This is a genomic window from Thalassoglobus neptunius (assembly GCF_007859735.1).
GTDB classification, from domain to species: domain Bacteria; phylum Planctomycetota; class Planctomycetia; order Planctomycetales; family Planctomycetaceae; genus Thalassoglobus; species Thalassoglobus neptunius.
Genome location: NZ_SIHI01000033.1, coordinates 15,970 through 36,725, shown reverse-complemented (window position 1 = coordinate 36,725; position 20,756 = coordinate 15,970). Strand labels below are relative to the sequence as shown.

At 52.9% G+C, this 20,756-nt stretch carries 10 protein-coding genes and 1 pseudogene; 5 read left to right on the top strand and 6 right to left on the bottom strand.

The genetic code is table 11. The annotated features are described in order from the left end of the window. Both KOR42_RS27480 and KOR42_RS21300 read left to right on the top strand, forming a co-directional pair. Window positions 1-274, top strand: a pseudogene (locus tag KOR42_RS27480) (hypothetical protein); the annotation flags it as partial. A gap of 225 nt (window positions 275-499) precedes the next feature. Beyond that, window positions 500-2,587 carry an ATP-binding protein gene (locus KOR42_RS21300; protein ID WP_146511857.1) on the top strand — a complete coding sequence of 696 codons (2,088 nt, stop codon included), beginning with the start codon at window positions 500-502 and terminating at the stop codon, window positions 2,585-2,587. A 99-nt stretch (window positions 2,588-2,686) separates the two neighbouring features. Here KOR42_RS21300 and KOR42_RS21295 read toward each other — a convergent pair whose 3' ends face one another. After that, window positions 2,687-2,995 (bottom strand): hypothetical protein, encoded by a 309-nt coding sequence (locus KOR42_RS21295; protein WP_146511856.1) that lies wholly within the window; start codon window positions 2,993-2,995, stop codon window positions 2,687-2,689. A 396-nt stretch (window positions 2,996-3,391) separates the two neighbouring features. Between KOR42_RS21295 and KOR42_RS21290 the strand changes: the two genes are divergently transcribed. After that, on the top strand, window positions 3,392-4,894 hold the full coding sequence (locus KOR42_RS21290) for an endonuclease/exonuclease/phosphatase family protein (protein WP_146511855.1): 1,503 nt from the start codon (window positions 3,392-3,394) through the stop codon (window positions 4,892-4,894). A gap of 248 nt (window positions 4,895-5,142) precedes the next feature. After that, a complete protein-coding gene (locus tag KOR42_RS21285; protein ID WP_146511854.1) occupies window positions 5,143-6,702 on the top strand; it encodes a glycoside hydrolase family protein in 1,560 nt (519 codons plus the stop codon). A 264-nt stretch (window positions 6,703-6,966) separates the two neighbouring features. On the opposite strand, the gene KOR42_RS21280 is transcribed toward KOR42_RS21285, so the two are convergent. The 5 genes from KOR42_RS21280 to KOR42_RS21260 form a co-directional block, all read right to left on the bottom strand. Beyond that, window positions 6,967-9,993 carry a BamA/OMP85 family outer membrane protein gene (locus KOR42_RS21280; RefSeq protein WP_146511853.1) on the bottom strand — a complete coding sequence of 1,009 codons (3,027 nt, stop codon included), beginning with the start codon at window positions 9,991-9,993 and terminating at the stop codon, window positions 6,967-6,969. A 356-nt stretch (window positions 9,994-10,349) separates the two neighbouring features. Next, window positions 10,350-12,494 carry a serine/threonine-protein kinase gene (locus KOR42_RS21275; protein WP_231741054.1) on the bottom strand — a complete coding sequence of 715 codons (2,145 nt, stop codon included), beginning with the start codon at window positions 12,492-12,494 and terminating at the stop codon, window positions 10,350-10,352. A gap of 520 nt (window positions 12,495-13,014) precedes the next feature. Beyond that, window positions 13,015-13,941 carry a hypothetical protein gene (locus KOR42_RS21270; RefSeq protein ID WP_146511851.1) on the bottom strand — a complete coding sequence of 309 codons (927 nt, stop codon included), beginning with the start codon at window positions 13,939-13,941 and terminating at the stop codon, window positions 13,015-13,017. 125 nt (window positions 13,942-14,066) lie between these two features. Further along, entirely contained in the window at window positions 14,067-17,252 is a 3,186-nt protein-coding gene (locus KOR42_RS21265; protein ID WP_146511850.1) for an AAA family ATPase, read from the bottom strand. A gap of 518 nt (window positions 17,253-17,770) precedes the next feature. Continuing rightward, the gene (locus tag KOR42_RS21260) at window positions 17,771-19,123 is read right to left on the bottom strand and encodes a metallophosphoesterase family protein (protein ID WP_146511849.1); all 1,353 of its coding nucleotides are present in this window, start codon (window positions 19,121-19,123) and stop codon (window positions 17,771-17,773) included. Between the two features lie 405 nt (window positions 19,124-19,528). Here KOR42_RS21260 and KOR42_RS21255 point away from each other — a divergent pair, with 405 nt between their 5' ends. Next, a complete protein-coding gene (locus KOR42_RS21255) occupies window positions 19,529-20,605 on the top strand; it encodes a hypothetical protein (RefSeq protein WP_146511848.1) in 1,077 nt (358 codons plus the stop codon). Window positions 20,606-20,756 lie beyond the last annotated feature (151 nt).

Sequence of the window (20,756 nt, the reverse complement as noted above, 5' to 3'; positions counted from 1 at the left end):
TTCAAAGTCTCTCCCGAGCCATCGAAAGCAACTTCCGGCACTTCAAAACAAGCACGACCTCACTCAATGGCAACCAACCAAAACTCAGACTGCTACTCAGAAGTCCGCAATGTTCAACGGGCTGCTAGGTCGCTGGCGACGCTTGAGTCGTGACTATGAACATCACACCAAATCGAGCGAAGCCATGATCTATGTGGCTTCCATTGGTCGCATGCTCCGCCGCTTAGCTCCTTCACCCAACCAAGCTCCGTTCAAATACCGACTTACAGCATGAAGAGGATTCCGGATAGGCTCTAAGTGTCGGGGAGTCTGGAACGAAACCGGATTCGGATATCCTTTTATTGATCCTTGGATTTTTTAAGGAGACTTAACAAACAGGTTCCCAGCGAGTGGTAATCTGCCAGATAAAATTGAGGGGTCTCGACTTGGACTCATCTGCATGCGATCACATTAAGGTGATTCGTCAGGAGACTCCTCACTCTGGCTGTGTGGACCGCCAATGTTTGAGCTGATCACAGATACGATTCATGAGAACCTGACCGTCGGTGAGCTTCCTCTCTATGAGGCATCGGTCTCAGCCTATTCGAACACAGAAGCTGTCGCTGAGTTCTTTCAAAACAATGAGCTGCTTCCTGGAGTCGCTGTCGTTCAACCCGATTCAGGATCGCTGGTCGGAATGGTGTCACGCGATCGATGTCTCGATATTTTGAGTCGTCCTTTCGGACAAGAACTCTATCTCAAGAAGCCGGTTCGTCATCTGGCCGTCTCAGAAGGAAAGCCGCTCGTCGTCAATGAGACCGTTGGCGTCCACCAGGCTGCACGATCGGCTCTCTCAAGGGCACCTGACCGTGTTTTCGAACCACTTGTCGTCGCTCGCGAGGACTCTGGATATTCCATCCTCGACACGCGACTGGTCCTGACAGCTCAATCAGCCCTGCTGGAACTTGCAGCGAAAACTGTCGAAGAACAGAAAGAACTTGCGGAAGCAGCGAATCAGTCCAAGAGTGAATTCCTGGCGAACATGAGTCACGAAATTCGCACTCCGCTGACTGCAATTCTCGGTTTCGCAGAAGAACTGTCGGAGGAACATCAGAGCCAGCAACAGCGTCTCGAGTACATAGAAACGATACTCCGCAACGGAGAACACCTCCTTCAATTGATCAACGACCTTCTCGATTTATCCAAGATCGAATCGACTCAGGCGGAACTCGAACAGATCACAACGGAAGTGGAACCGTTCTTCAGTGACGTCTTGCAACTCCTCGCGGTTCGGGCTGAAAAGAAAGATCTCGAACTGACCGGGCGATTCGAAACGAAAGTCCCGTCCAACATTCGGTTCGACCCAACACGAGTCCGGCAGGTTCTCGTCAATCTCATTGGGAATGCTCTGAAATTCACCGAGCAAGGCGGAGTTCAAGTGGTGATTCGGTATGACCCACTGACCGAATCGACTGGAACTCTGATTCTCGCTGTCGAAGATACCGGGATTGGAATGACAGCTGAGCAAGTGGATCGACTGTTTCATCGGTTCACACAGGCCGATGGATCGACGACTCGACGCTACGGCGGGACAGGACTCGGCCTTTCGATCAGCCGTCGACTGGCACGGATGATGAGCGGAGATATCACCGTTCAAAGCGAAGTTGGAATCGGAAGTTGTTTCACCGCGAACGTTGTCGTTGATGTTCCTCCGAAGACTGACTGGATCGCTGCGGGAACTCGCGTCTCCCCACGAGTTCAGAAGACGGAGCGGACGCCTCAATCGATCCAGACCCTGCCAGACTGCCAGATACTTCTTGTGGAAGACAGCGAAGACAATCAGGTGCTACTGTCTCGAATTCTGACCCGCGCCGGCGCCACAATTTCGATCGCTTCGAACGGGCAGGAAGCATTGGATGTCATTCATGATGATCCATCCCGGTTCGGTCTGATCCTGATGGACATGCAAATGCCGATCATGGATGGTTACACCGCGACACGGCAGCTTCGCCATTCTGGGTGGACACGACCGATCATCGCACTTACCGCGAATGCAATGAAAGGCGACTCGAACAACTGCCTCGCAGCGGGATGCAATGATTACGCCACGAAACCGATCGACCGGGAACATCTCTTCGGACTGATTCACCGCATGGTCACCCACAGTGCAAAGTCAGACGAAATGAAACATCCGCCTTCAGAAGAAGTTCCAATCCATTCTTCGAGCGAATCGACAGCATCCCAATCGAGTGACTCCTCGACATTCGATGAACGGATCGCCAAGGAGAGATGTGGCGGTGATGAAGAGTTGCTCGAAGAAATTTTGACGATCTTTCACGAGTCTCTCGATCACGAGATCTATCAACTCCGAGCCGCATGGACCGCAGAGGATTCCTCGACGGTCAAACGTCTCGCCCATACCCTGAAGAACTCCGCTGACAACATCGGTGCGTCTGCGGCATCGCGAATCGCTCAAACACTTGAAGTCAAACTCTCCTCGCCAGACCTGTCGCTGGAGGAGTTGACATCCATTCGAGACGACCTGGAAAGCATATTCAACCGACTGAAGCTGGACGTTGAACGTTACTTATCTCGCTGTCACGCTTGAACGATCCCCGCAATTTTTCATTGACCGCCAGAATTCGATCTGTTCGATGAATGCTGCCTTTGCTTGTGCGAACTCGCGCAGATTCGTTGCGTCACTCCATTAAAACGTCGGCTCCATGGGCGGTGCGGGAACGCCACCTGAAGCATTGGAGGGAGCCTGTTCTGGCTCGAAGACCGTCTTCGCGTCTGAAGGCGAGTAGGTTGTGTTCACCTGTTGTTGATGAACCGGAGCGTAAGTGGTTGAATCACAATAGCCGGGCACACAACCAGACGGACCGCATTGTTGCGTCGCGCACCCCGTCATCACCGACGTGATCAAAAAAGCAGGAACTGCGAGCGCTTTCCATGACTGACTCATCTTTTTCATCCTCCCGTGATGAAAGATCTCTTCTTCGTTGTGAATTTTCATCGGCGAAATCCCCTTCCAACTCTGTATGTTGCTCAACAATTCCGAAGAGGACTTTCAAAATTTCCATCTGCAATCATGAGAAATACCCACGATCGCAAGCGACGAACGATGCATTCATGATTTCTTCAGAATCCGCTTCGATTTGTCAGACTTTCAAACTCATGCACTCGTGAGCCTCGATCAGGTGTCGCGTCGCTGTAAACTCGCTGAACCAAGACGTCGTCACCACTTGCTGGATGCGACTGCGTTCTGGTTTTGCTTGTGCGAATCAACGAAGCCTTTGCGGAAAACGTGCTTCTAGCAAATCGAGTGGCTGCCTCTCGCGGCAAGGCTAACTCGACTTGCGACTTCTCGCACAACCGTGAATTCAGTTGTTGAGATCTGGAGAACTTGAACGTGAAAAGTCACCCGATTCTGAGATTGATCTTCAGCCTCTCAGTTCTTGTTTCTCTCGCGAATTTCGCTCTCAGCGAGGAAGTCGTTCAGCGATGGCGAACGCAAGAAAAATGGTCAGCTCCCGAAGCTCATCAGGCAGCTGCAGCTGACAACAACTTTTTCTATGCGATCTCGAGTCGGCAGATTGCGAAGTACGATCGACACACTGGAGAACGGGTTGCAATCAGTTCGGGCCCGGCGGAGCATCTCAACAGCGGGATTCTGTGGAACGGTCAACTTCTCTGTGCTCATTCCAATTACCCAATGAAACCCGAGGTCAGCCGCATCGTCTCGTGTGACATAGAGACAATGGAGCTCAAAACCTTTCACGAGTTCCACGAAAGCGAAGGGAGCCTGACATGGGTCCTTCGTCATGACGACCACTGGTGGTGCCAGTTCGCATACTACGGACCGGAGAACGGGAAGAGTTATCTCGCCAAGTTCGACGACCAGTGGAACGAAGTTCAGCGCTGGAGTTATCCGGACTCAGTCATCCAACAGCTGGGGAACTACAGCCTGTCCGGTGGGATCTGGCACGATGGCGAAATCCTCGCCTCCGGTCACGATGATCCGGTCTTGTTTCGCTTTGCCGTCGATCCCAATTCGAAGTTGCTCACTTTTCGTGGAATCGAGGCAACGCCGTTCTCCGGGCAGGGATTCGCCAGTGATCCTGCGACCGGTGGACTCATTGGAATTCATCGCCGCAACAAAGAAGTTCTCCTCACCGGGCCTCTCGAAACAGGCGTTCGAATGACCGTGATGACCTATAACATTCATCACGCCGAAGGGACGGACGGGATTCTGAATCCAACACGAATCGCAAAAATCATCCGCGCGACGAATGCCGATCTCGTCGCTCTTCAGGAAGTGGACCGTCGGACTACTCGAGTTGACGGACGTGATTTGCTCAACGAAATCGCAACCGAAACGAAGCTTCATTCCGCATTCGGTAAGAGCATCGAGTTTGCTGGCGGCGAATATGGAAACGCGATTCTTTCGCGGTGGCCTATTCAAAAAAACGAGACAATTCTTCTTCCGCGACTCAACAATGGAGAGCAGCGCAGCATGCTCGTAGCTGATATTGCGATCAGAGAAACGGAAAATACGTTGACGTTTGTCTCGACGCATCTCGATCATCGCGCTGATGACAGCGAACGATTTCTCTCGGTCGAACAGATCAATTCGCAATTCGAGAAAGAGGGTGAACATCCGATCCTGCTCGCTGGCGACTTCAACGATACTGCTTCGAGTCGGAGCGTGAAGGCACTTCTCAAATCATGGCGCATGACCAACACGGAGGTTTTTCCCTCGATCCCTTCTCGCAATCCCGTTCGTCAGATTGATTTCATCTTCGTCAGCCCACCCACATCCTGGGAATCGCTGTCGACTCGAGTTCTCGATGAGCCCAACGCATCCGACCATCTTCCCGTCGTCAGCACTGTCGAAGTGTTTGACAGCCCGTGAATTGAGCGGCTTTTCAATCGACTGGTTGAGGCACGATCTCGATTGGAAAGAGCCCGAACATTCTCCAATCGATTCTTCGCCAGTCTCTTCATTGCCTTTGAATGAATGCCTGTTTGGCCTATAAAAACTCAGGCTTTCACCGATACCGGTCTTCTTTGATCGGCATGGATGGGGCATCAACATGTGATCTTCAGCATTCAACGTTGCAGCAGTCGCTGTTACTTCCTTGAGTTCAAAGACAGTATTCCATGTATGGAGAGGACGTTTCTTACCAGAAAACGATGGGCGATATCGACATCGTTTATCACGACGGAGTGTATCACCTCTTTCATCTTGTTCTTCCCAATCACGACTTCATCGCCCACGCGGTCAGCGAAGATGCGTTGAACTGGGAACGCATTGAGAACGCGTTGTTCATCGGTCATCCGGGCAGTTGGGACGATCACATGCTGTGGACGATGCATGTCACTCCCGATCCATGGAACCCGGGCATGTGGAGGATGTTTTACACCGGGCTGGCAAGAAAAGATCACGCGAACATCCAACGGGTCGGAATCGCACAGAGTCGAGATCTGATCCACTGGGAAAAGTTGAGCGACAACTGGTTTCAAGAACACCGGGACGGCTGCGAATCGATGCAGCCCATGATCACCGCTCCGTATGATCCTGACGGCCCCTGTCCGATTGAAGCAGCTGGTCCGCACTATGAGTCCTCTTTGAAAGAAGGACGCCACTGGGTCAGCTTCCGTGATCCGTTCTTTTACACAGACGGCAAGAGAAACCTGCTTCTGATGGCAGCCCGAATCCCGGATGGTCCCGTCATTCGTCGCGGGTGTGTTGGTCTCTATGAGGAAGTCGCTGAAAACCAGTTCGTGCCGCGTCCGGCGCTTCACGTTCCCGGACTTTATGACGACGTCGAAGTTCCGAATCTCTTCTCACTGAATGACCGCTACTACCTGGTGGGAAGCATTCGCGAAGATGCGAAAATTCGTTACTGGCACAGTCGATCACCGGACGGCCCGTGGTCGAACTACTTCGACAACGTCCTTTTGGCGAAAGGGAACTACGCCGGGCGGATCAGTTTTGATGACAACGGACCTCTCGTCTGGAGTTTCTACACGCAAAACGATGTGCGAACTGTTTCCAACTTAATGCCTCCTCCGAAGCGATTGTCCGTCAATGGAGATGGTCGATTGCGGGTCCGTTCGTTTGAAGGATTCGATCAGCTGGTCAAATCGACAGTCGAGTTGAACGGCTTGCTGCCTGTCTCCTATCTGGTCCCCTCGACTGAGTGCGAATCCAACGCCAACCGGGAAGAGCAACGCCTGTCGCTCTCAACCGTCGGGGGATTTCAGGGCTTTCTGTTTTCGCAGTACGTCGAGTGCTTCCGGTTTTCCGGTCGTCTGAAACTCGATGGTCTGGGCAAATGCGGAATTCTGTTCCGGACGAATGCGGAGTCATTCAGTGGATATCACCTCTCCTTGGATCTCTTGAAAGGTGTGGCCCAACTTCGAGCATGGGGAGAACGTCCCGGCGGGTCCACCGAACACGCCTTCCGTTTCAAGTCTCTTCAATCTGCCTTCTGGAAGAGTGACGGAAGGACGGAGTGGGAGTTCAGCCTTCTCAACGTACGGCACTACATCGAACTCTCAATCAACGGAAATGTGTTGCTCAGCCTTTCGGACAAAACATACCGTCGCGGCCAAATCGGTTGTTATGTCGAGTCGGCATGTTTACGCCTTGAAGATCTTCTTCTCGAACATCTCGATTCGCCGCCAGACCCCTTGGAGCAACTGACGACGTCCTAACCAATCGACCATTGGCATCGTTTGTAAGCGCTTGCTCCTGTGAATCGATTCCCGTCAAGATTGAAGTCGCGTTGCAGGCTGCTCCCCCTCAAAGGAGAGTCGTTCGTAGAGAGTCGACAGAGGGAAGCAGAAGGCGAAGAACGGGACAGCGCAAAGAAAGAGCATCGGCGGGGGGCACCGATGCTCTGCGAAGTAATGGTCGTGGTTCTCCGTCGTCGCTGTGTGGAAATTGATCCCACTCATTTCGACGAAGCTTCGATCGCGTTACCTTGTGAAACCAACTGTGAAGCTGAAGACTCGTGTTTCATCAAAGTCTTGCTTTAGGATTGGCCAGGCGAAGTCAAAGGCCAACGGTGCTGGTCCCATGGCTGGCACGACGACGCGTGCTCCGAAACCTGCTGTCACACGGAATTGATCGAGAGTGACATCTTCCTCAACGGTACCGAAGTCGGAAAAGACGACCCCGCGAATCGAATCAGAAGCTGAAATCGGGAACTCATACTGAGCGGACCCCAGAGCCATAAATTCACCACCCACCTCGAAGTTGCCTTCACGCGGTGTCACTCCCCGGAATTCGAAACCACGGAATGAGGAGTAACCCCCAGCGTAGTAACGTTCGAAGATCGGGGTATCGTCACCTGTCCAGGCAACCTGACCGCTGAAGGAGACAATGTGTTTTCCAAACCCGTCCGGACGCTCATACACGGTGAGGTACTGACTTCCGGAGAGATCGATTCGAGGATACGAGAAGTCTCCAAATCCCTGTTCGTAAGACATCGTCACGTTATGACCTGACGACGGAATGAAGGAGTTGTCGCGAGTGTCGTATTCGAGAGTTCCCGAAACGGTCGACAGAAAGTTGTCACCGCGGACTGCTTCAAGATCGGGTGGAATCGGACCGATTCCGGAATTGATGTCTCGAACTTTCACATTCTCAAGTCGCACAGCTGTCGAAGCGGTCCAGAAACGATTGAGCACATATCCGAGACTGATTCGACCACCGAGGCGATCTTCTGTCCAGTCGTCGTAGAATCTGTTGTAGTAGAAACCACTCAGACCGAGACTGAAATCCGTTCCCATAAAGAAGGGATCGGTCCAGCTGGCTAGATATCGACTGACTTGCGATCCAGGCACCGCTTCAAGTCGGAAGCTTTGCCCCGCCCCACGGAAGGCCTGTCCGTTGGCAACATCCGCCCAACTGCGTGGGAAGCGGAAGATATTGAAGTTGTCTTCTTGCAATGTCAATGATCCAACGACACCCGCATCACTGTTCACCCCGACACCGAACATCAATCGGCCGGTTCGGCCTTCGGTCACGTCAATGTTCACATCGACGAATCCGGGTGCAGGTGGCGAGCGAAGTGCGTCGCCGAATGGATCACCCTGTGGAGAGACTCCACCGGAAATGTAATCTTGTGGGATGGGGTTTCCGTATTGATCGAGATGCTGTGCACGGATGATTGGCTCATCCTGTCCACGAAAGATCACATCCGGGCTGACAACAAGATTCGGCTCGTCGGTCTTGCGAAGCTTGCGGTTAATTGGCACTTCGGCAGGAATTTGCTCTGCCTCGTCCTCTTCGAACACTGAGTCAGGCAATTGAATCCGACCGACTTGCTGTTGCTCGCCTCTCCACCAGTGTTCGCGATCGACTGTAAAGTCTTTTTCGGAGTGATCCGCAAACAGTGCATCCGGAGTCAGAGTGGAGTCGCTTTGACCTCGTGATGTCACTTCTGGCAGATAGTCGAGCCCATCCACAGGCACGAGATCGAAGACAGCAGGTTCGCTGCGTTCCCAGATGGGACTTCCCTGAACACGCTGTTGAGCCATCCTCAAGTCTCGGCCACTCGCAAGAGTTCCCGGCTTAAGAAATCGATGGACCTGATCGCGGACAACATGTTCTTGCGTGTGCGGATGATCTCCGCGAATGTGAATGTTGATTTCTCCGATATACCGCGGAATGTCTTCATCAATCTGGTAAGTCAGATCCACAACTCCGGGTTCGTTCTCACGAAAGTGCGGGACTGGTTCGACCTTTGCGAAAACATGACCACGTTCGTCGTACATGTCTTTCATCGCAGTCACATCTTTGCGAAGGAACCGCGAGTTAAAATGCTCACCCGATTCCAATTCCAGATCGCCGATCAGGGCATCACGATTGATGACACCATTCCCGATGACCTGAATATCTCCAACGACATACCGCTGACCTTCGGAAACGTGAAAGTCAACGGTCACTCTTCCGTCAGCCTCAGAAATCGTTTCGTCAACGGTCACATCGACATCGAAGAAGCCGAGCCCGAGATAGTATTGTTTGAGGGCATACACATCATTGCGAACAACATCGGGATCGTAATCTCCGCCGATCCATCCCATTCCGATATCGAGCGGCCCCAGTTCGAGGTCGTCGACAGGTGTTTTCGTCGAAATCTTCGTCGCCAGAATGGCTTTCGAAACGAAGTCGTTGCCGTGAAAATTGATGTCCCGAACTTTGACCTTCGGACCTTCTTCAATCACGAACACAACATCGCGATCAGTTTTCTCTCCACCCTTCTGAAGAGTCACTTTCGCGAAGCGGTAGCCCTTCTCAGCATAAAGAGATTTGATCCGTTGAACTGCTTCTCGATTGGCAGACACATCAAAGGCGGGAAAGTATCCGCTCATCTCAGTGCGAAGCCCGGTGTGAGCTTCAAGTTCACTCGTCTTGATTTTCTTGTTGCCAACATACTGCACGCTGCGCAGCATTGGCCGCTCGATCACCTCGAAGACAAGGACCAGGCCCCGTTCCGTCTGGCGATAGAACGGTTTGACGTCGAGGAACCAGCGTGTTCGCAACAGCTTGGCAACATCCTGTTGGATCTCGCGAGCTGAAGGAGCACGTCCGATGCGCGTTTCGACCATGCGAAGAACAGCGCTCGTGTGAATTGTGTTGTTCCCTTCGACGACGATCTCGACAACGGGATCCTCGAGAAGAGTCTCCACATCGAATTCGACCTGCTGAATCGAATTCGATTCAGGCGTCTGGGGTGCGGTAGCAAGAAGTCGTTGCAGGGCAGCTCTCTGTTCCGGTTCTTGACCGGCCGTTTGTACGACCGGTGACGCTGGTCTCTCAGCAGGCGCACTCGCTGACGGAAAGCCGTTCGATGGCGCAGCTCCCGGAAACGGTCGCTGTGCGCAAACGGTCGATCCAATCCATCCGAGAAAGATGGCAGCGGTGACCAGATGATTGATGCAACGTCGGAAGCGGGGCAGTGGCGCCCATCGACGAGTGTCATCGATGACACGATCCATCGAATCTGCTTTCGGTTGGATTCCGGATTCTCACAACGTCTGGATGAGCGAGCGCTTCATTGCTGTCGTGAATTGAAACCGGGACGGCAATCGCATCCTGCGAGTTGACGTAACAAGGGGAGTCTATAACAAGGGAGTTTCTCGACCGGAAACCAGGCGAAAAACATTCGACATCGGAACTCCACGAGGATTTCCAATGCGGTGGGGATTGAGAATTGATAGGTTTGGTTGCCTGTTCGCGAATGCGAAACAGGCGGATTTTCGCTGTATCGAACAGACTATTAATGAAAACTCAATTTCGCAGCAAGACGAATTCGGCCATGTGAATCATTCCGTCGTGTCAACCGGCAAACTTGTCAGTCTGGACTGCTGAGACGGAGAAAAACGTCGAGGTCGCCCTCAATCCGTCGGTAAAACCAAAACGCTGCTGCAAATGCTGCGAGTCCCCCAAAACAGAGAAGCTGGGCAACCCACAGAAGATCAACGGAAACAATCGTCACCGCTGAGACCGCCAGCATAGGAATTGAGGCAGCCATGACCAGATACCTTTGCAAATGGTCACGTAGAAGCAGTAAGTCTTGCCGGTCCTGACCACCGCCAATCCCCAGTCGCAGCAACGAAGGATAAAGAACTTCAAGCGAAAACCAGGTCACCAGAAAGAATGGGTAAGCTGTGGCAATCAATCCAAAGATCACCAGCGAGCCCACGATGTGAAGATAGGAGGTCCAGGGCACGACCGTTCCTGTCATTCTGATCGCAACCGGATAGGCAAAACCAGCAATCACCCAAAGCAAGAGACAAATCAGGGCACACCGATGTCCGATCAACAGGGAATCTCTTCGAACACCGGGCCGCTTTCTGACAGCTTCCGGACCAACGATCGCGCGTCGAATTCGCGCAGCCATCAAGATCACGATCGAAATCCCAACAGGAAAAGCAACTCCGTTGATCACTGCAAGAATCGTCTCGAAACTCTGCTCCGGTGCGATTTCGGCGAAGATCTCGCGTTGGTTGTATAGCAGGTTCCCGACCGCTGAGAATGCATTCGGGATGAGATTGAGCGCCAGAATGATTGGCGTCGTCCAGCGCAATGCCGTTCTCTGCCAATGTCCCGGTTCCGGATCGATGAGTTCTCGTGCTCTCGGGTCAAGACATTGTTCGAGCCGATCGATCATATCTTGCGCGGTCTGCCAACGCTGCTCCCGATCAGAGTGGAGACTCTTCTGAAGAATACGAATCAGCCCAGGCGGAGCAGACTTGGCAGCTTCTTCAAGTTTCTCCCGACTCACTCCTTCTTCGCGGGCGGCAATCATGTCTTCGAGAGTTTGCGAATCGAGTCGAAGCTGACGCGGGTCGGCAAACGGACGTTCCCCAACGAGTAACTCCCACAGGACAACTCCCAGCGAGAAGAGATCAGATCGAACATCAAGATCTTCCGCCTGAATCTCACCACTGCCTGTGCAAGCTTTCAATTGTTCCGGAGACATGTAAGCCAGACTGCCGCCGAAGTATTCTGCGGGGGATGCTCCTTCAACCTGCCGACTGAAACTGATGTTGAAGTCGGCGAGCTTCGGTGTTCCGTCGCTGGTCATCAGAACGTTCGCCGGTTTCAGATCTCGGTGCAGGACTCCTCGACTGCTTGCGTACCCCAGAGCTTTGGCAATCCGAATCGCAATCCAACAGACCGTTTGTGCCCAATCCATCCGGGCGATCTCTTTACGAAGCAGCGAGTCGGGTGGAGTTGTCTCCCCTTTGGCTTCAAGCGATTCGTCGAGAACATCAATCAACAGCTGCCCACTTCGACGATTCGCAGGTGTCGATTGAACTCTCTTGATGAGCGATTCGAGAGTCCCGCCCGGAAGATACTGCATATACAACAGCCGGACCGGCGGCGATTCAATCACACGCTGATCGTAAACACGGACAATATAGTCATGATCGAGCTGCGCGAGCGTTTGCGGTTCAGTCCCTTTATTAGCAGAGACTTTGACCGCCACAAGCCGCTGCATGGAATTCTGCCGGGCCAGAAAAACGGTTGCAAAGGTTCCTTCGCCCAACCGAATCAGCAAGTCAAAGTCATCGATAGTTTCACCGACCCGCAAGTCTCGAAACGATTCAGCAACGGCTCCTCCCTGAAGCACAGTCGGATGAGGGGAGTGTTGAATAAATCTCCGAAGCTCATTTTCGAGGTCGGGAAACTCGCGAAAGTAGTCTTCAATGGTCACCGAGGGTTCAGACCGCTGCCGGCAAAAATATTCCTCGTAAACAAGTTCGACCGGGATCTGTTTCTGAAGCAGTTCCGGAAACTCTTCAAAGTACTCGGTCAAACGTTTCGGCAATTCAAACTCGTTCCATCGTTGTTCGAGGTCGATTTTGATGAGTTCGACGAGAATCTCCTGCCGTGCTGGCGCGTCCTGCGGAAGAAAATCGGAGAGAATCGGCGGTCCCGTTTCTTCAGCCACAGCCCAGGCAGCGATGAACGAATCAATCGCCGTTGACAAGATGTGCTGAGTCTCATGGAGATTCGTCTGGGACGTCTCGTTTTGAAAATCTCGATCATTGAATGGCAATTTCGCCATGACTGCCCAAACGTCGACTGCTGAATTGGGAACGAAAACTCATGCCTGAGACACATCAACTCCGCGTGTCGTTCGCGTTTTGATTTCAGGCACACGAGAACTGGTGAGAATACGGAAGACCGACTCACAGCGGGAGGCAACGACTGTCACTCAAAGGAATTCGCGATCAACAACTTCGAACATCCGTTCACGCTATTGTCGCCGGATTGCCTGAAGTGATTCAACTCGAAATCCAGATGGACGGTCGATTCAATCATCATCGCTCGAGTCCCGCAACTCCCGCAATGTTCATCAAATGAAACCCGTTCAGGCGAGCACACAAAGACCACGACAGTGATGTCGGACAACGTGACTGGGAATTTTCAGCGATCCGCACGAGCAAACACAGCGTACAACGAACGAAACCCGTCTAAGCGAGTGCACGAAAAACCACGCCAGTGGTTTAGCGGTTGCCTGAGACTTGGACGGTTCGTCCGGAATCGAGTGTTGAGGTGACATATCCCATCAGTCGCTGTTCGGCGTTCGGGACCTGCTGTTCGATCAGTGGAGAAAAACCGGGGGCTCGATTTGAAGCAGCGAGTGACTGACAATAGTCGGCCAGCAGGGAACGTCCATCCGGACATTCGTGCACGAGGTAATGGACCCAGGCCCATGCTTCCTGATAATCCGGTCGCTGCATCTGCGAAACTCTTTCGATCTGTTCCAAGCGTCTGAGATTCGGCTCCCAACCATTGGCGACCGCGATTGCCAGCTTCGGAGCGTGTTCAGGATGTCGCCGTAAGGAATCATATCGACGAATTTCGAAGTACTCAGCAATCCCTTCATCCAACCAGAGCGGGACCGTTCGAAGAGAGGCATGAAGCACTCCATGAGTGTATTCGTGCCGGAGGTCTTCCATCATACTCGGCCCCATGTATGCATAAACTGACAACTCTGTGGGCGTGCCGATAAAGAATGCCCGTCGCTGTGGAAGCTCCGGATGCGAGGTCGTCATGTATTGAACGTAGCGTTCTTCGTCCTGAAAGAGATAGATGCGAACAGGACGGTTGGCTGGCGGTAATTCAAGGAGTTCGACGATCTCGTCTCGGAGGCTGACGAGTTCTTCGAAGATCTCTCCTTCCTTTTCGATCTTCGCATCCGAACGAATCTCCAGCTGTTCCGAATTCGCACGATACCGAGTCGGAAGCCCTGAATTGTGGTTGCGTGAAAGGAAGCAGCCCGTCATGCAAATCGTGCTCACGAGGAACATGATGATCAGCAGATCCGTGATGAGTGAATACGGACGGCGATCGCGGCGGCGTCCCCGTTGTGGCGTCGTGCCCGGGTGGCCGCAATAGCGTTGCTTTTGCTCTGGTTCGTTCCGTCTCACCAGTTCCGCTTTCCGAGACTTTCCATGTGCCTTATTCAGGCAGGTCGTAAATTGAATCTTTTTCGCCGAATCCGTCGGCATTCACGTGACGAAAGCTTACGCTTTCCCCGATCGAAATCACTCTGTCAAACTGGGACTTCAGGCCGATTGGAAGGTAACCAGATGGGGTCAATTTGATGTTGTTCGAACAGATGAGCAAGATGGAGATGACACGTGAAGAGAATGATCTGCTGACCGGTTTCGACAACATTGAGCAGTGTTTCGACAGCTGCTTCAGTGCGAAGCTGATCGAAATTCACAGTGACATCGTCGAGCACCAGTGGCAGTTCCACTCCCTGAGACGCAAGCTCGCGAATCATCGCCAACCGTAGTGAGAGAAACACTTGCTCTCGCGTTCCACTGCTGAGCTGTTCAACTTCTAAGGAGTTCTCGAGGTCGTCATCTACGAGGAGTTTTTTCTCATTCAGTGGAGCCCAGATGTTCTGGTATTTGCCGCACGTCAGTTGTTGCAGATAAGACGAAGCATCCTGCAATGTTTTCGGCTGGCGTTCTTTTTCGATTCGACTTCGGAGCGCTCCAACAGCCCGGTCCGCCACCATGATGCCGAGATAGCGTTCGCTCGTCAGGCGGATCTGTTCTGCCAGCTGGGCACGTTCGAATCTCAACGAAGCGGCGGTTCGATCATCTTCAATCGCCCGCAACTCCTGTTGAAACCGCCCGATCGACTGGTACTCAACTTGAAGCGTTTCATCGATCTGCAAGAGTTCTTCGCGAATCTCCGCGACCTGTTCCCGGTTGCGTTGCTCATCGAAATCAGTGAGTTGTTCTTCAACAATCATCAGATCAGGTTCACTCTCGACAATTCGAGAAATGGTTTCCCCAATCTCGTGAAGTTGCCGCATGAGTGTTTCACGATCTTCGACTGCTCCCAGAATCCCGGAGAGCTGATCATATGAAGAGATTCCGAGGACCGAAAACAGTTCTGATTGTTGTTTGCGGAGGAGTTCCAGCTGTTCTGCGACTTTGGAGGCTTCACGCCGCTTGTTTTTGACGAGTTGTCGCAGCCTCGATCGCTCACGTCGAAGTTCGAATTGGACTTCTAACTCGTCCTTCCATTGAGAAACGCGGGCGAATGGATCGTGCGATGAGGAACTCTGCTCGAGAATCCCTGAAAGCTGACCAACGCGATCGAGAAAGTCCCTGAGTTTCTCCTGCAGCAGAATCGCTTCGACATCAACAGGTGCTGGCTTCGCACTGCCCCGGGAGATCCGATAGATCCTTTGACACTCGGCAATCGCTTCGCCGATTTTGCTCTGCTCCGCGATCTCCATCGATTTCAGCGACTTGATCCAGTGACTTTTCCGCTGATTGACGGACGTTCGCGACTTTCTCAACTGGTTGCGCAGCTTGGTCATTCTCCGTCGCAACCTGCGGATGCGATCCTGTTCATCAATCAGACTCTGAAGCCGCTTTCGATCCTCAGCGAGTTTTTCGAGCTTGTTCGCGATCGATTTCTCGTCTGCCAGATGATGTTTCGACAGCGGATGAGGTGTCGACTTTCGTGACAGGATCTGACGACTGACCAATTGCTGAATTTTGAGGTTTCGATCTTCGATCTCTTTTCGAAGTGATTGATGCGTTTCGTCGTTGTCCTCAACCGAAACTTCTCGACGTGAGAAGTGAACCTTCATCGTCCAGCATGTGGCCAGCGCGGCAATCCCCAACAACCCGTAACAGCCACCGATCACGGCCGCATGAAATCCTCCGACAACCATTCCGTGTGTGGCTCCATAAATTCCACACAGGGTGAGGATCACACCAGCGATCGCGAAAAACCACAGTATTGTGTTGAAAAACGGAGGATTGGTCGCCTCGACGAGTTCCGCGCGTCGGCTGTCCGGAAGGTGATCGAGAAGGGACTGAAGATGCCCTTTCTCCAAATGCAATTCGCGAAGCTTCCGAAGGTCCGTGTCCAAACGATCCAACTCCGCAATGGAATCAGCAGGTTGATTTTCGGAACTGGTTGCCTCACCGGTCGGGCGTGACGTCAACGATTTGAGCTTCTTGTCGTACCCTTTGTATCGCTTCGTGAGACGGCGATGACTCCGCATCGCGTTTCGATATGCGTTGGATGCCTCGCTCAGTGCTCGAATCTGTTTGGGAGAGACATCTACCTGCTCGCTTTGCGAATCCTCCTCGTCGTCTGCGAAAGCGACCGATTCATCGACAGGTTGATTAACCGCACGATTGAGAAAGTTGTTTTTCCATGATGTGCTGTTCGAGGTCAGATCGGGAACTTTCAGGTCGAAACGATCCGCGATTTTCCGCATCTCGGGAAGCTCGCTATGCAACCGATTGATCGCACACTGCTGTTCTTCCAGTTCCGGTTTCAGGGAGATGTCCTGAGATGACTTTTGAAACCGACGGGCCTCGTCGAGAATCTTCTTCCATTCGGATTCGAATTTCTCAATCTCCTGTTGGAGATCTTCGATTGACTGGACTCGATCGAGATCGACATTTCGGTCGGGAAGTTGTTCCAGTCGATTTTTCAGCTCCAGCTCTTTCTTCCACGGTTCCCAGATCCGGCTGAGAAACTGGAATCCCCGAAGGTCGCTTTGCAGATACTTTTGCCTTTGCCGGAGCTGACCAACTCGATCCTCGTGCTTGTTGATTTGCTCCTTGAGTCGTTTGTGACGTTCGAGGGGCACGCCAACCCGTTCAATCTGCCGTTCGACTTCGGTCAATCGTTGGACCAGCCCGAAGAGTTCCCCTTTTCGCGTTTCACGATTGGCGATCTGCCGCGCCAGTGATCCCAGATGACTCTGAGCGCGCACCAGTTGATCACCCTCGCGCCCCAGCGAGAGGCCATAGATTTGCTGAGCGATTTCCGAGTTGTTCAGCGTCGCCAGTTCTTGCAGTTCGTGAAGCCCGATCGCGAACACGTCTCGAAAGACGGATTCACTCGCTCCGCCGACGAGGCTTTGAACCAATGCATCCTGTTGTGAGACGCGCTGGCCGTCGATCTCCAGAAGACCGCGACTTCCCTTCTCAGCTGTTCGGCGAAGTTCGTGCTGCTTCCCTTGATGCGAAACGCGCAGAACCCCGGAGCAGACTTGCCGTTTTCCCTGGGGATCCATGACATGCAGATCCCCCGGTTGGAAACCGAAAAGCACTCCGCGAATAAATCGCATTAACGTCGACTTGCCCGCCTCATTCGGTCCATAAAGTACCGTGACACCTCGGGCAGAGAATGGCAACGTGACGTTCTTCCAGACGCCAAATTGATCAATTTCCAGTTCATGGATTCTCATTGGGTTCCATCCTCATTGAAGCGATTGTTGATCCCGGTCGGGTCGCCGCTTCAATTTCTGAATATCCGAATCAGCCGACAATGGCTCCACGTGGAGTTCGCGGAGATTGAGGCTGCATTGGGTGCCAGTCCTTTGAACACGTTTCGGATTGTCTTGTTCTCAATTTCTCACCGTTCCGCTGCTCACTGTCGACACACTCGACAATGGACGAAATCGGCAATTCCATTCGAGGGCGAGCACCCTGTCCTGCACACTCGCCTGAACGGTGATTTGTGTCGTTTTCTTCTGTATTGCCCTCACAAGGGCATTCGCGTCACTGCCCTCTATCGGGCACCAACGTCTTCTCAACAAAAGCTTGATCGTCGCTGTGATGGGGGGAGCTGCCAACGATTGACCGGTGCTGAACAATCATTGAATTCGGGGGGGGCGTTGAAAGATCGATGACCGCACGATTCACACCACGACCATTGACTCTCGATTTAGTATAGCCTCCGTTTTTGACTGTTTGCTGATCAGAATCAATCCAGATACAGCCCGGCACTATCGAGTGCCCGCTGAATCACGTCTTCCGAGTTTGCGGATGCAATCACCTCTCGCACTTGAAACATATCCGCCCGCTGCAGCCACTGATCCTCGATCAGTTCTCGACGAACTTCCTCGACTACGGATTTCGCTGCATTGGAATTTTCTTCGCTCTCCAGAAGTTCCTGTAAGGACTGAATGAGTCCTGTTGCGTCTTCCAGACTGACAGGGTCACGCAAGACTCGCTGGACAAGCTCGCATTGATGGATTCTGAGAGTATGGCCATCTCCTGACAGCTCCTCTTCCAGCTCCTCTTCCAGTTGCTCCCAAATTTGCGGAAGTTGGGACGGATCCAAAAACGCCTCGAGCGTTTTCCCTTCTCCGCTCAGTCGCCAGTTGAGAACCCAAACGTCTTCGCATTCGCTGACATTCAGCTCCATCACCTGCAATGCCATCTTTTCAACGACATCTTTCAGTGTCGCCTGTTTTTCGATCTCAAGGAAGAACGTTTCCCATCGCACGGGTGCCAGAGCCAGCGAATCGATTCGAGTTCGCCCATGTGAATCGACTTGAACGAGGCTGCATCCACACGGTCCCGCCACTGTCGACCGAATCGATTGAGTTGGTCCGGGATCATGAATCCACGTCGGCCCAGCTTGTTTCAGCTGAGGCTGTCCCGCTCCGCACGCCACATAGTTCACCCCGTTTTCAATCGCAGACTGCACCAGAGTCGCTGCAAAAGGGGAAGCGCCCGGAACATTCAAGGACTCCGGTTGACCGTTCTTCCACTGCACGGGGACTCCGGCCGGAACGACACCAATGCGGTATCCGCCGTTTGAACTGGTTTCATTCGCTCCGGAGTTTGCATTCCATCCCGGCTCTTCGGTCTCGGTTGTCGCGAGGGTCTGAATGGAAGTCAACATGCGCCCATGTTTCACCACAGCGACCGGATCACTTTCCTCAGTCCCCAAGAGCGAGACATTTCCCGGGAGCGACACCTGACGCTTCCAGGCGGTGGCGGGATCGAGATTCCCCGGAGCAATGAAGACTTCGATCCGATTGGAATCGAGTGTTGCGAGTCCACGTTCAAGTGCGATTCGCGCGCGGAGACTCAGGGAACGGTGATCAAAGACATTCCCCGTCAGAAGCAGAAAGTCGGCCTGAGCCGACACACAGTGTTCCACAACCAGATTCCAGGCGGTCAACGTCGCATCGACGAGAGCGTGGGATTCATCGCCAGACATCTTCCCGGAAGAACCGATTCCCGGACCGTTGGCCCCAACTCCAACCAATGGCTCATCCAGTCGCAGATCAGTTGCGTGAATAAACCGAAATCCCTCGTCCGCCATGCAGGAATCCTTCCTTTTGAGAAGTTGAGTGCCCCGACAATTCGGCAAAGTCTACTTTCAGTCCACGAATCCGCAAACCCCATTTTGTAAATGATGCAAATGATGCCAGAACGCACCACTTTCGATCAAGATTCGTTGCCATCCTGAAACGGCTGATCGGGCCACCGGTCCTCCCGCCCTTTCCAAGTGTCACGTTTGGGTCCGAATTCGTCCTTTGCTACCATCTGTGCAACGACTCGGGAGATGACTGTCATCACGAGAACGGGTCTCCCCAGAGTAAATGTCAGTGGACTTCCCTTTGATAGCACTGCCCCCTGATCGGCAAGCCGGCCATCCGAGTTCTCGCCGCGACATTTCGATTCCTCTCCTCTGAACACCCTTTTTGCCCGTGCGGAGCCTCTCGATATGAACATCAGCATTCGAACTTTCGAGCACTTTTCGAAATGGCTTTCGCGAGTTCGGACGAGAAATAACGCTGGACACCAGTTCCAACCGGTGCGGAGATCGCGCGTTCGAATCGAGGTCGGTCTGCAAGCGATTCTCGCGATTTGTCTCATCGCGGGTTGTTCTCCCGAGCCGTCCGAGGTTCCGCAACCGGAATCGAACGAGTTGAAAACCAGTGAAAATTTACCGGGGAACTCGCGTCCCGGAGCAACTGGCAACCCGGAATCAGTCTCCGTCGTCGAGCAAATCTCTGACGAACTTCCACCCATTCCGCAAATCTCTCTCGGTCCGTCGTCCTCAGAAGCGAACACTGCTTCCTCAGATGGACAGGAAATGATCGCAGCCCAAAGTGGGTCGCCGAGTCGCCGGGCGATTATTAATGCCCTGAAACCCGTGCAGGTCATGCTCGGACAATGGCGAGGGACAACTCAAAAACAGTTCGGTGATTTCAAAGCACTTGATACCCCGGAATGGGTTTGGGACTTTCAAACCGATCCGGAACATCCATCACTCGTCATGACCAGCAAAGAAAGTCCGTACTTCCGCACAGCTCGTCTGACGTATGCACCTGACGAAGAAATCTTCGGACTGGAAACAACCGATCCCGAAGGACGAACGCGGCTCTACGATGGGAACTTCAGCAAACCAGTCGAAGAGTTTCAGGGAGACGACCGCACGATGCAGGTTCGTTATCAACTTCAGTTTCAGCAGACGAACGGTGAGTCCCCCAGAGATACCTGGCAGGTCACGTTCAACCAGCAAAAAAACAATCGCTACCTCGTTGAACTCGCCCGGTTGTCGGGAAAGAATTTCCTGCGGTTTGACACCATCGCCACCCAACGCGACGGAACCTCGTTTGCAATGACCGATGAGGGCTACGGTGATCGCGAGTGCATTATCTCCGGAGGACTGGGGACAATTTCACTGACCCACAACGGAAAGACCTACTGGGTGTGCTGTACCGGATGCCGGGCAGCGTTTCTCGAAGATCCCGAACAGTGGATTGCGGAAAACACCGCCAACAAGTCGAGTGAGTAGTCTTGAAACGCTTACAGACACATTCCCCGCCATCCGGAAACAAGTCGGCGAGTCGGTCGAATCAGGAGCACGAGAATCGCATCGAAGAAGACTGTTCCATCAATCAGGATGGGCGCGGAAAAAAGCAGCGGTCAGGAGGGCCGTCCCAACC